Raw genomic sequence first — 12,273 nt, 5'->3', positions numbered from 1 at the left:
GAAGATGGCTGTGAAACTGGTTATTCCTTGCGCATGGCGTGCAGAGCCGCTGACTCCATGACGCGAACGTCGGCCATCAGCTGCTGCCAGTCGGTGCGCGGCGCGGCGATCATGCGCAGCGCCATCGGCAGCGCGGCATAGTCCAGGCCTGTGGGCCCGGACATGCCGATTCGCCACTGCGTGTCCATCGTGCAGAACAGCAGGTAGGCCTGATAGTTGTCAGGCCAGATCTCGACCGACGTTGCCACCTCGTCCCGAGTCAGGCCCGCGATCGCCAGTTCGGCGTCGGTGGGCCCGGCTTCGTAGAGGGCGGTGGCAACGTCGCTCAGTTTTTTGCGCGCGCGCCCGTCAGCTCACGGATGTAGACGTCGAGCACCGCCTGGGCCGAGCCCATGTAGCGCTGGACCAGCTTCTCGATCGATTCCTTGCCGAACGGTTCGTCCAGATCCCAGCCGCTGGCGATGTCCATCAGCGCGTCGACGTCTTCGGCGCCATGCAGGCCATCGACGAATTCCTTGAAGTCGTCGCGGGTGCGGTGCTTGAAGATGAACTCGACGTCGGCAGCCTTGCCGCCCGCGACCGGGATCGACACGTTCGCTTTGAAGGTGGCGGCGATGGCCAGGGAGAGTTTTGCTTTTGCCATGATGTTTTTCTTTCAGTGGGGAAGTAAAAAAAAACCCGCGAGGCGCTACCCCGCGGGCTGGGAAAAGGCCAGCGCCGATCATTCGGCGCCAGCTGGCAACACGGATCAGTAGCGGACGACCTTGTTCTGCAGCGAGAACATCGACTTCACCGCCATGACGCTGCCCTTGGCCATGCTCGGCGAGTCGTTGAACGAGCAATAGCCCGCGTACAGCAGGATGCCGCCGCCCGGAAGCGTGCCGCGCAGGCAGGTCAGCGTGACGCTGTCCGAGACCTTCTTCAGCGCAGCATGGTGCGGTAGCGACTTGTCGTCGGCGGTCGTCATGGTGACGGTGGTGGCGGTGAAGCCGTCCGGCAGCATCACAGGCATATCGGTGTCCACAAGCGGGACCTCAACGTTCTTGCCGTCACCGCCCGAGATTTCGACGCCGGTCACGCCGACGATCGGCACCCAGGTGGTGATCTTGCGGACGCTGCCGGTGCCGGCGCCGGCCGGGAACAGGCTGGTGTCGGTGGTGTCCAGGCCCTCGGCCGTGAACGAGGTAGCGGTGGCCGCCTTCAGGCGGAACACGCGGCCGTTGGCCTTGCCCCAGCCGCCGGTGTACTCGACAAAGTCGCCGGCGGCGAAGGTGTTGGTGGCCGTGAACACGGCTTCCGAAGCGTTGCTCGCGGCGCTGATGAGAACGGCGGCGGAGAATGCGGACGCAAGAGCGAACGCGATGTTATTTGGCAATTGCATATCGGCCTTTCAGGGGTAAAGCCCGGAAGCCGGGCAAGAAAAAAGCCGCCTGGATTTCTCCGGGCGGCCTGGGGTAAAACTGGTACGGGTCAGCAAAACAGCATGAAGTCTTGCATGACGCCGCGGCGATCTGTTCCTTCGTCGTGGGTCGCCACGCGCCCGGTCGCCACTTCGACCTGCAGCGCGCTGGCGGAGCGCAGCGTATCTTCTACCAGCATGCCGATCTCGGATGCTTCGATGCGGCGCGTGGCCCAGACGTTGACCTGGATGCGCACGCGCTGCTTGTCCGGACGGTCGCCCGTGAGGAAGTTCAGCGGCTCCCCGCCCACCACCTGGTAGGTGATGTATGGAGTCGGCGTGTCGACCTCGGCCAGGTCGGGGAAGACCCGGCCGTCGGCCAGGTGGCTCAGTGCGCCGTGTACGTGTTCTTCGGGTGTCATGATCCTGTGCGGTTCCTCGCAAGTTGCTGGGTCAAGGTGCTCGTCATGGCGTCGACGGCAACCTGCTTTTTGCTTTCGTACGCCGGGCGCATGAACGGGTACGCGGGCGCGCTGGCCGTGCCGTACTCGAGCTCGGCAGCGCGGCGGTGCGCTTCCCACCCCGTCGTCTTGCCGGTCTTCTTGCTGACCTTCTTGTTGCGCGGCACGAACTTGTGGCCGCGCTCGACGAAGCGCCAGTAGAAGGCATCGGTCCCGCCGTACGTGCCGGCGCGCACCGTGACCAGGTAGACCTGGCGCCGCGCGCCGTCCGATTCTTCTTCGAGCCGCTTGACGATGATGTTGTCGTGGATCGTGTAGGTCTTGGCCCGCGCACGCGCGTTGCGCTTCGCTTCGTCACGGAACGGCTCGGCGCCGGAGAACCCGACCGCGCGCAGCCCGTCCTCGTCGATCGCGCTGGCGACCTGGTCGACGGTCTGCTGCACAGCGGCCATCAGCTGCGTTGTGTCGAAGCGGATCATGACGTCGACTCGCAGACCAGGAACATGAACGCCGAATCCCGGCTATCTGGCAGCGCCGACTTGACGTCGTAGACCTTCGCCTTGAACAGCACCCGCGCGCCGGTGTCGACGTCGGCCCGCGCGCGGATCCGGATCGAGCACTTGACGATCGCCGTGTCGGCGCCGGCGCGCATCACCTCGGCGCCCGACTGGAACAGGACGTCGGCCCATACGGTGGCGATATCGGGCCAGCTCTCGATCGGCTGGCCCAACGCGTCCTTGCCGGCGCCGCGCTGCTGCAGGGTGACTCGGTCGTTCATCATAGGTACAACCGCGCGCGATCGAGCAGGCCGCCCAGAAATTCACTCTTAGGCGTGCCGGCCGGCGCGAAGTGCTCGGCGACCTTGCCCAGAATGTAGCCCTTGATCTCGTCCGGCACCGTGCTGTCGTCGACGCCGTAGCCGCACGAGTACTGCACCTCGACCGCGCTGATGCGCGCCTGCGTCGCTGGCCAGGCCCGGCCCGGCGCCGGCACGATGTAGCCCGGCTCGCTTTCGTTGTCGACCAGGTAGTCGTCGGGATGCAGGATCTGGCGCACGCCGGCGGCGTCGTAGAACTTGATGTGCTCGACGCCCAGGATTGGCGGATGCTCGAGCCGGAACGCCGGCGGAAAAGCGTCGAGCGTCAGCCGGAAGGTCTGCTGCACCAGCGCGCGACCCGTCTCGTGCTCGGCGTCGCGCGTGTGCTGGCCGATGACCTGGCGCAGCTCGACGTCAGCTTCGGGCCCGTCCAGCCGCGCCGACAAGCGCGCAGCTTCCAGCGACACGGCCAGCGCTGCAGGCGGGGTGATCAGTCGCAGGCTCATCGAATGGTTCCTTGTGTTGCCGGTGGCCGGCCGGCGCCGTGCGGCGCGCCAGGCGCTGCCGGCGCGCGCGCGTACTCGACAGCGGCCTCTTCCTGCTGTTTCAGCAGCTCGCTGTTCGGCACGCTCGGCAGTTGCGATGCATCGATCATCAGTTGTCCACCCTGTTGAATTGAATGGTTCGGTAGAACCGCTCGCTGTTGGCGCAGTCGATGCGCAGGTCGCAGTAATTGACGCCGGCCGGCAAGGTGTCCATGCCGCCCAGCTTCACCAGGATCAAGGCCCCCTGGATCACCGCCGGCACCAGCACGCTCACGCCCACCGGTAGCGCCAGCACCGCGCTGGCAGAGGTGTTGCTGTCCGCCAGGTCGTTGCTGATGTCGGCCACGAAATAGCTCTCGTCGTCCGCGTCCTTCTCCAGCGACCAGGATCCGACCTGCTGCTTGAACCAGATGGTTCGGTCGAACCGCTCGCCGTTCGCGCACGTGACGCGGAACGTGCAGAAGTTGACCGCGCCGGTCGCTGCGTTGAACCCGCCCAGCTTCACCGGGATCAGCTTGCCCTGGATGACGGGCTGCTGAAGCACTGTCACGCCAGCCACGATGGCCTCGACCGAGACGGCAGTAGTGCCGCGCTCGGCCAGGTCGACCGTGATGTTCGCCACCCAGTAGCGCTCGTCTAGCGGGTGCTTCTCGCTCCACCATTTGCCAGCCTCGAGGTACGGAGCGTTTGGCGTACGCGCGCCCGGCACGCTGCCGAACGCCACCACGCGGGTACCGCCCGGGAATGCGACCCGGCGCGATTCGGCAATCGTCGAGGCCACCACAGCATTCTGCGCAGGCGGCTCGGCCAGCGTGGTGAAGCTCGCCGACAGCGGCGTGGCGCGGTTGCCAGCGGCATCGAAGGCGCGCATGCGCACCGCGTGCGCAGTGCTTGCAGGCCGGCCAGAAACAACTACCGACCGGGCGGCATTGGCAATCACGGTGTAGTTCGTGCCGCCGTTGATGCTGTATTCATAGCCAGCGACGCCGACTGCATCGGTCGCTGCCGCACACGACAACGTAGCGCCCGACGTGGTGATGGCGGACACCGTAATGTTGCCGACCATCTCTGGCGCCGTGGTGTCGCCCCCCGGAACCGGCATTTCCCAAATAACCGAAGTGGGCTGCGCCTCAAAGTCAGGCAGCAGGCGCAGCTTATTGTCCAAACGGAGCGCAGCCTGGTCTATGTAAGCACCGCTGTACGCGCCTGCCGGGTGCGTGATCGCATACTTTTTCCACGTCGCACCAGAGTCGGTGGTGGTGAAAAGGTACAGTTGGTTTGCAGTGCCCAGCGTGGCCGGCACGTTGTCGTCGGTCGTCGCAGCGGTGACGAAGATCTTCCCGTCGTGATATGCAACGTGCGGCGTGCCTGCATCCTGCAAACCGTTGTGCGCCATCAGGCGCGTGCGCACCCACTTGTTGGTTGTGGTGTTGTACTTGGCCACCCACATACTGCGGAAAGCTTCGTCCGGGTGCTGCCAGCTTGCAACCAGCAGCGGCTGTCCATCGGCACCAATCGCAATGCGCGCGACGCTGGAGTTGTGGTTGAGGTTGTTGTTCGGAAATGCGATGTCGCTATCATCCGTGCCGCTGACAAGCGGAAGATTCAGCGCCTTGCCGCGCATGGTCGTGAAGGTAGCCCCGCCGTCTGTCGACTTGATCATGCTGATGTTCTGGCGCGGGTAGCCCGACATCTCGAACGGACCATTGCCTTGCAGGAATTCCGTCGTGACGTAAAGCGTATCGACGCTCGAAAATGCAATTTCCATGCCGTAAGAGCCAAGGTACGAGGCGGCATTGCCAGCGAGAAAATCAGCGCCTTTGCGGTCAAACGTGGCGCCATTCCACTTGAAGATGCCAGCCAAGTAGCCGTTACCACGCGCGCCCATCCACATGCTGCCGTCAAACTGGTTGCGGAAAAAGCGACGGTAGGAGCAGTTCACGTCCAGACCGGTAGGTGCGGTGGTCGCAACCAGTGCCGAAATGTCTTCGGTAGGCGCCGACAGGCCCTTCCATGGGGTGTGGTGCGCTTCGCCATACGTGATGACCTTGCCGTCGTCCGTCACACAAACGCTGCCGTCGCGGTGCCCGATCGTGGTGTCGTGCGTGCCGGTGCCGATCTGCACGTCCTGGATCATCTCGTAGGTGTTCTTGTTCAGCTTGGCCAAGCGCGATTGCTGCACGCCGCCAACGGTCACAGGGGCAACGACATAAACAGCATTGGCCGTCGTCCAGATAGGCGTGTACAGCGACAGCAGCGAGATCACCTTGGTGCCTGAGTACGGCGTGTTGAAGCTCGCCGGCGACAGGTTGCCGGCAGGCGAGACGCTGGCCTCGACTAGATCGGGAGTTGGTACAAGCTCGAACCCGCGGATCCGCATCGTGCCGCCAACGGTGTCCTGCTGGCGGCCCATCTTAAAGTGCGAAATACGTCCGGCATCTTCGCGGGTGAATGAAAACGGCAGTTGCGACCGCTCGACAATCCCGGACGCTTGAGGCGGGACGAGGTTGATCACCTTGTTCGCAGCGACAGGCTTCGAAGACTCAGTCCACGGCTCATAGGCACCGTAGAATTTAACCGATGCAGGCGATGGCTGACCGGGTGTACCGGCCATTGACCACAGCATGTAGACGTCATACTTTTGCCCCACAACCGCGGTATCGGCCGTGAAATGAATTTGCCCTTGCGCGTTCGGGAAAGCGTATGCGGCCGCCCCGTCGACGTCCGTGGCGGTATATGGCGAACCGGTGTTAACTGCCATTTTAGTTGGCAGAATTGTGATCGTAGGGTTCGCCATATTTTTATATTGCTTTGCTGAGGGTTTCGAGGATGCCGTCTATTTCGGCGCGTGGCATCGTGGCCTATTGCTCGGCGCTCACGTCTTTGCTTCCAGCTCGATGGTTTTCATTCGCCCGCGCCGCTCGTACATCACCGTAGTGATGCCGCGCTCGCGGAGCATGTCCAGTGCACGTGCATGCGTCGCGCGGTCGATCTTGCCGACGGCGCCGTGCACATACACGGTGCTGCTTGTCAGGTGGGTGACCGTGATGATTCCGTCATACGGCCGGCGCGCCTCGTAGCCGCCAGGCTCGGAGTACGCGCGGATCGTCGAGACCTCGGGGGTCATGTGCAGGTGGGTCATCGCGGTCTGCCCTGCTGTTACTGCTCGAACGCCAGCGATTCGGCGTAAGCGACTGCCTCCGGGCTGGTATCGACCACGTCCGGGATTGCCTTCGCCAGCGTCGCATCGATCTCGATGACGTCGTTGGGCTGTCCGTACGCGCTGGCCGCCAGGACGCGGGCCTTGACCAGTTCAGGCAAGGCTTCGGGTTCGCTTGCATCCAGCGCCAGATCTGGGCTCGGGGTATCGACCACGTCCGGGAGCGGTTCGCCATCGGCCAGCGTTTCGACCTGGTCAGACGAGGTGGGCGTGATTGTCGGCAGATCCGAGTTCGTCGCCTCGGTGCCTGCGGTTTTTGCTTTTGCCATCGGTGTTCTCCGGTGAAGTGGCCAGCCGAAGCCGGCCACTGGTTACGATCAGGTCGCGCTGTTCTGGTAGTACTTCACGGCGCCGCCGACGTCGATCAGATTTGCACCCGAGCGGCAGAACGCCAGGAAACCGACTTGGCCGTTCTCGGTGTACTTCGAGTCGGTCATGCGGAACAGGGTGAAGTCCATGACGTCGCGGACCATATACTTCGAGAAATCACCGAACAGGACCGACTTGGCATTTGCCGCCATCACCGGCATGTGCTGGTTGATGACGATCTCGCGACCCAACAGGCGATCGGGGGCGCCGCCCGCGTTGCCGGTCTCGTAGCCGGGCACGAAGATCGGGCGACCTTGGGGATCCTTCACTTTCCGCAGAATCCGCAGGGTGTCATCGTTCATCATCCACTTACCGGCCGGGCGGTAATACGGGTCGACCGAGTGCTCCAGATCGACCAGATCGTCGTACGTGATGGTGACCGTCTGACCGGTTGCGCCGACCTTGCCCGCGCCTGCTGCCGGCACGAGGCCGCGAGGCTGGCCGGTGCCGGTACCCAAGGTATGGTGGCGGTTCTGGATGCGGCCGAGGCGCAGCTGAAGCAGATTCTGGATATACGACTCGATGTTGAAGAACGAATCCTGGATCAGCTCGAATGGCAATGCGATCGACTTCGACGAGTACTTGTACACGTCCAGCGATACCAGGCCAAAGCTGGTGTCTTGCTTGGTCACGGCAGCGTTTTGGCCGACGATCTCGCCTTCTTCCGACGTGGCGTCAGCGGTCGGGAACGGCAGCTGGGCGCCAGTCGCGGTCTGGAATTGAGTAGCCACGCTGCGCACAGCAAAGGCGGCTTTCATGGCTTGAATCAGCGTCGTGCTGAACTCCGGAGCGACGGTATAGCCGCCTTCCGAGCCGGTGGTGGTCGACATGGCAGCACGAATGTCCGGGCTCACGCGGGCGCGCATCGAGCGGCGCTGATCATCGCTCAGGGCCGACAGGCCGCCAGAGAGCATCGCGCGCAGAGCGGTGGTTTCTTCGGTCTGCGCGCCGCCGGGGCGAGTTGCAGCAGCCAGTGCAAGGGCATGCTGGCCTTCCGACGTCTCGCCGGCCAGCTGCGCGATGCGGTTTTCGCGTGCGATCTCGATGTCGATCGCCTCGACTTCGGCCAGGAACGTGTCCAGCTGGCCAGCTTCGGCTGCCGGCATGCGCTGATCAGTCGGGTACTTGTTGTTCAGGTCGTGGACTTTCTTGGCCACGGTGTCGCGTTGTGCGCGCAGGTCTGCGAGCTTGGTCATGTAAAACCTTTCGAAGGGGGTGGTCCGCTCTCGCGGCCGTTGGGCATAAAAAAAGCCACCCGGAGGTGGCTGGCTTAGTGGCGCGAGAGAGCGTCAGCTAACTTGGAGGCGGGCCATCGTGGCGATGCGCTGATGCTGGCGCGCGCGGTGCTCTTCGGTGGCGGCCGGGTCGACCGGATCAGGATCAGACGGCGCAGCCTTCGGGGCGTGCGCGTAGGCGCTCATGTCCCACGACGATTCGACCTTCTTGCCTTCAGCGATGCGATCGACGAGGCCAGCGGCCACTGCCTCTTCGGCGGTGTACCAGGTCTCGGCGTCCATGGCGGCGCGCAGGTCTTCGACCGACATGCCGCTTTTCTTGGCGTACTGGCCAGCAAGCGAGGCGTCGATTTTCGAGAGCAGGCCCGCGGTCGACGTCATGTCGTTCGCGTTGCCCATCGCCCAGGTCCAGGCGTTGTGGATCATGTAGAAGCCGCCGTCGGCGATCTCGACCTCGTCGGCCGCAGTGGCGATGACGGTGGCGGCACTGGCCGCGTAGCCATCGATGTGCGCGATGACCTTGGCGCCGGTGTCGCGGATGGCCTGGCAGATGGCCTGGGCCGCGAACACGTCGCCGCCCGGGCTGTTGATGCGCAGGTGGATCGTGCCGCCCTTGATGTCACGGATCTGCGGCACCAGCGCCTCGGCCGAGACGCCGCCCATCCAGTAGGCGGTCTCCTCGTCCGACACGATCGCGTCGTAGATGTATATCTCGACCTCGTCGGCCTTGGCCACGATCTTGGATTGCGGTACGCGCTCAGGACGCTTCTTGTTGCTCGCCAGGAGCTTGGTCAGACTTTTCGACACTAGTGCCTCCGTTTACTTTAAGGTTCGTGTTGGACGGCATGTTTTCGCGGCGGCGAACTTCGTCTGCGGTCATGAATGGCATTTCGCCGGCGCGGCCCAGCGCGATGCGGTAAGCATCGTATCGGGCTTTCAGGTCGCCACGCTCGAGCGCCGCGGTGATGTATTCAACGAAGTACCGCTGGCGAACTGGCCAGAGCTTGCTGTTGAGCTCTTGCTGGATCGGCGTCAAATGCCGCTGCAAGGTGTAGCGCGTAAAGCCAATACCTTGTTGCTCCACGCCAGTCCCGTAGTTGGAGACCGCAGTGCCGTGTCCGACCATTACAGGCGGAACGCCGAAGACGCGGCAGATCTCTTCCACCGTGAATAAGCGGGTGGCCAAAATCTCGGCATCCTTCGAATTCACACTGACTTGGGCCGGCTCCAGACCGCCGGACAAAATCAACGGGCCGCGGCCGCCGTTCTGCGCGCGCGCGATGAGCGATGCCTTGAGCTGCTCTAGCTGGGCCTTGTCCAGTTTCGATGCGGTCTTAAGCGCGTAATCGAAATTGCCGCCACCAGCGAGAAACCTCCCTGTATATTCCTGCGCTGCCAGCGCGGTGCCGATCGCTTCCAGCGCCGCGTATGTCAGCGGACTTGGGCTTGTCAGCCCGTCGAATCCCAGGCTTGGCAGATGAATGACGTCGGCGCGGTCGAGGACGTACGACGGCCCGTCGTCCGGACTGATCCGGTAGTACACACTTTTGCCGTCCTTGAAGGGCTGTACCGACTGCCGCTTGAGCGGCTTCCAGCCGATGACGCGATTGCTATACGGGCTCGCCCGCAGCCACTCGCCAAAGCCATCGCCATGCGACAGCTTCGACAGCATGACCGCCTCCCAGGCTGCGGATGCCGTCCAGCCATCGCTGGCCAGCTCATTGAGCATCCACCAGTATTCATGGTCAGCCGAGTCGCGCTCATTGCCCATACGCTCATAGATGCCGATGGGCAGGGTTGCAATTGCGCCAGCCACGAGCGACATGCAGCCGTAGGCAGCCGAGACGCGCATGCCCGTTTCGGCGGTGACGGCCGCTCCGGACGATGAGCGGTGCGCAGCACCCAGCAGGTTGGCCAGCTCGCCCATCGACATGCTGCCACTGGAGTTTTCGCCCAGCGCCACGATGCCGGCGCGCTCTGCAGCGCCATCGCGACCGGCCATCCAGGAATCAAGCACTCGCGATTTATGCGGGGTCGCCTCCAAGTTCAACAGTTGTCCGGTCATCAAAAGTCCAATACGTGAATTTCCGGCGCCGCCGCCCCGGCGGGGTTCAGCGCCATCAGCGATACCGCGCAAAATGCGGCCATCAGCGGGTCGATCTTGGCCTTGCCGCTGGCCTGCTTGGTGATCAAGATGGCGTTGCCCTTGTCTTCAATGCGCGCATTGCCGACGCACCAGGCCATCATCGGGCGGCCAGCGTGCAGCAGTTCGCCGCCGGCGACCTTCCGCTCGGTGTCCTTGATAGCGCCGTTCAGTTTGTAGCCCTGTGAGATCGCGACGATCTGCGTCATGTCGATGTCGCGCTCTTCGGTGATCAGCTCGTCGACGATTGCGCCGATTCCGGCGGCGTCGACGCCGATGCCCTTCACTTCCGGCAGGAGACCTGCGTCACGCACCTGGCAAATACGATCAGCCACAGCCATGACGTCATCGCCTGGGCGCTTTACGATAGTGAGGTCGCCCTGCTTCTGGAAGTCCAGCAGCCGCGGCGCGATCTCCTTGCGCCGCTCGAGCGCAATCTCGTGGACCCAGGCGTGACACCACAGCAGCCACTGCCCGGTTTCGCGGTCCCGGCCCAGCACGGCCAGGCCGAGCATGTCGTCCAGGCCGCCGCCGTCAATGCCAACCACAGCCACGTCGGATCGTTCGATGATCGATTCCAAGGTGATGGTCTTGTCGACTGCAGCCTCCCAGAAGTCAGCCCCGGCCCAGCGGTCTGATCGAAGGTTCAGGCCGATCTCGACGTTCGCGTGCTTGGCCATGAAGCCGCGAAACGATTCGCCGCCCGATAGATTCGCTTTGCTGAACTCGCGCTCGAGGAATGACTGGTCAACCGAGAAGCCCATGTTCGGGTTCACCATTGCCATGTTTTCGAGCAGCAGGCAGTCGCCCGACGCCACCATTTCAGGTGGATGCTCGAAGATGATCGGGACGAAGGCGGGGTCGACGATCTCGCCATCGCGCACCTTGCGCGCGTAGTCCAGCTTCTGCTTAAACACGCCCGCCGGTGGCTCATCCGACTGGGTAGTCAGCCAGATCACAAAGCCCTCGGGGCGCGACGCCAGGCCGCCCAGTGCCTCACGAAACATGTTCTCCGCGCTCGGCATTTTGCCGAACAGGTGCAACTCGTCGACCAGCGTACCGACGGCCTTCTTGCCGCCGACCGTGTTCTGGTCCGCCGCCAGCACCTTGAGGATTGCGTTGCTCTCTCGGTGCGTGATGGTTTTCACATGCGACTGAACATGCATCAGGGCGTCGAGCTCGTCGTCCTTCTGCACCATGTCGCGCGCCGGCGTGTAGGCGTTGTTTGCCACCTCGACGGTCGGCGCCAGCACCGAGAATTCCGCCGACTGCCGCCAGTTCAGGATCAGTGCGGTCAGCATGATCCCTGCCGCGACGGTGCTCTTGCTGTTCTTCTTTGGCAGCAGCACGAAGAATTCGACGATCAGGCGCCGGCCGCTCTCGGCATCGTAGGCACCGAAGATGCAGCGAACCAGGTCGAAGACCCACTCGGCGCAGGACTCGCCGAACGTCGGGCTGCCTGGCGCGTCTACTATCTTGAGCTGCTTGAAGATCGCGAGGGCATGCTCAGCCTGATCCGGGAAGATCGGCGGGGGAATGATCGATTCGCCCGCGCGCAGTCGCACCGCCCAGTCAGGGCAAGCAGTTGTCCACTCGGGCATTTAGACCTTCTTTCCACCAGCAGCGACCAGCTTCGGAGGCGCGGTAGGCGAGAACTTGCCGCCGCCGGCCGCCTTGGCCGCGTCAGCCTTGATATCTTTCTTGCCGCCCTCGCCCAGCTTCTTGTGCTTGAAGGGCAGCATCGCTTTAGCCGCGTCGATTCGTAGCCGCAAATCTGCCGCCGGCTCGTTCATGACTTTGGTCAGGAATTCGACCGGGTCCTCGGTCGGGGGAATTTCGATCGTGTCATCGCCGGGGTCTGGCGGAGGCGGCGCCTTTGGACCTGCGACTGCCGCCGGTTGGCGGCGCTGATCGAGGTACGCTTTAACATCCGGGTCTTTAACATTTCGAGACCCTGCAGCCGATGCCGTTTTTTCACTGAAGCCGGCACGAATTGCCGCTTCCTTATTGGAGAGCCCGGCCAAAACGGCATCGGCGAAGGCTCGCTTTTTGCCTGTTAAAGCCATTAACAATTTCCTCCAAGG

Annotated in this window: 16 protein-coding genes; all 16 read right to left on the bottom strand. The window is 63.4% G+C overall.

Annotated features, from left to right (window positions below):
* Positions 1-20: 20 nt before the first annotated feature.
* Positions 21-248 carry a DUF1799 domain-containing protein gene (locus NX775_RS20465; RefSeq protein WP_258837638.1) on the bottom strand — a complete coding sequence of 76 codons (228 nt, stop codon included), beginning with the start codon at positions 246-248 and terminating at the stop codon, positions 21-23.
* Between the two features lie 77 nt (positions 249-325).
* Complete coding sequence (locus NX775_RS20460; protein ID WP_258837637.1) at positions 326-643, bottom strand: phage tail assembly chaperone; 318 nt, start codon at positions 641-643, stop codon at positions 326-328.
* Between the two features lie 105 nt (positions 644-748).
* Positions 749-1,381 (bottom strand): phage tail tube protein, encoded by a 633-nt coding sequence (locus NX775_RS20455; protein ID WP_258837636.1) that lies wholly within the window; start codon positions 1,379-1,381, stop codon positions 749-751.
* A gap of 89 nt (positions 1,382-1,470) precedes the next feature.
* Positions 1,471-1,821 (bottom strand): DUF3168 domain-containing protein, encoded by a 351-nt coding sequence (locus NX775_RS20450; RefSeq protein WP_258837635.1) that lies wholly within the window; start codon positions 1,819-1,821, stop codon positions 1,471-1,473.
* The gene (locus NX775_RS20445; RefSeq protein ID WP_258837634.1) at positions 1,818-2,339 is read right to left on the bottom strand and encodes an HK97 gp10 family phage protein; all 522 of its coding nucleotides are present in this window, start codon (positions 2,337-2,339) and stop codon (positions 1,818-1,820) included. Before NX775_RS20445 ends, NX775_RS20450 begins: the two co-directional genes overlap by 4 nt.
* A complete protein-coding gene (locus NX775_RS20440; RefSeq protein ID WP_258837633.1) occupies positions 2,336-2,641 on the bottom strand; it encodes a phage head closure protein in 306 nt (101 codons plus the stop codon). Before NX775_RS20440 ends, NX775_RS20445 begins: the two co-directional genes overlap by 4 nt.
* Entirely contained in the window at positions 2,638-3,183 is a 546-nt protein-coding gene (locus tag NX775_RS20435) for a head-tail connector protein (protein WP_258837632.1), read from the bottom strand. The genes NX775_RS20440 and NX775_RS20435 overlap by 4 nt, the downstream gene beginning before the upstream one ends.
* Entirely contained in the window at positions 3,180-3,332 is a 153-nt protein-coding gene (locus NX775_RS20430) for a hypothetical protein (protein WP_258837631.1), read from the bottom strand. The genes NX775_RS20435 and NX775_RS20430 overlap by 4 nt, the downstream gene beginning before the upstream one ends.
* Complete coding sequence (locus NX775_RS20425; protein ID WP_258837630.1) at positions 3,332-5,983, bottom strand: fibronectin type III domain-containing protein; 2,652 nt, start codon at positions 5,981-5,983, stop codon at positions 3,332-3,334. The genes NX775_RS20430 and NX775_RS20425 overlap by 1 nt, the downstream gene beginning before the upstream one ends.
* Positions 5,984-6,097: 114 nt before the next feature.
* The gene (locus NX775_RS20420; RefSeq protein ID WP_258837629.1) at positions 6,098-6,364 is read right to left on the bottom strand and encodes a hypothetical protein; all 267 of its coding nucleotides are present in this window, start codon (positions 6,362-6,364) and stop codon (positions 6,098-6,100) included.
* Positions 6,365-6,381: 17 nt separating this feature from the next.
* Positions 6,382-6,711: a hypothetical protein gene (locus NX775_RS20415; RefSeq protein WP_258837628.1), complete on the bottom strand. Its 330-nt coding sequence runs from the start codon at positions 6,709-6,711 to the stop codon at positions 6,382-6,384.
* A 48-nt stretch (positions 6,712-6,759) separates the two neighbouring features.
* Positions 6,760-8,007, bottom strand: coding sequence for a phage major capsid protein (locus NX775_RS20410; RefSeq protein WP_258837627.1), 1,248 nt, complete (start codon positions 8,005-8,007; stop codon positions 6,760-6,762).
* A gap of 93 nt (positions 8,008-8,100) precedes the next feature.
* Entirely contained in the window at positions 8,101-8,853 is a 753-nt protein-coding gene (locus tag NX775_RS20405) for a head maturation protease, ClpP-related (RefSeq protein WP_258837626.1), read from the bottom strand.
* A complete protein-coding gene (locus NX775_RS20400; protein ID WP_258837625.1) occupies positions 8,804-10,111 on the bottom strand; it encodes a phage portal protein in 1,308 nt (435 codons plus the stop codon). The genes NX775_RS20405 and NX775_RS20400 overlap by 50 nt, the downstream gene beginning before the upstream one ends.
* Positions 10,111-11,790: a terminase large subunit gene (locus NX775_RS20395; protein ID WP_258837624.1), complete on the bottom strand. Its 1,680-nt coding sequence runs from the start codon at positions 11,788-11,790 to the stop codon at positions 10,111-10,113. The genes NX775_RS20400 and NX775_RS20395 overlap by 1 nt, the downstream gene beginning before the upstream one ends.
* Positions 11,791-12,255 carry a terminase small subunit gene (locus NX775_RS20390; protein ID WP_258837623.1) on the bottom strand — a complete coding sequence of 155 codons (465 nt, stop codon included), beginning with the start codon at positions 12,253-12,255 and terminating at the stop codon, positions 11,791-11,793.
* Between the last annotated feature and the right edge of the window lie 18 nt (positions 12,256-12,273).

Origin of the sequence: Massilia aurea (genome assembly GCF_024753205.1) — a bacterium.
In the GTDB taxonomy this organism is placed as follows: domain Bacteria; phylum Pseudomonadota; class Gammaproteobacteria; order Burkholderiales; family Burkholderiaceae_D; genus Telluria; species Telluria aurea.
Note: the sequence above shows the minus strand (reverse complement) of the source record. Positions and strands in the feature narration are given on the sequence as shown.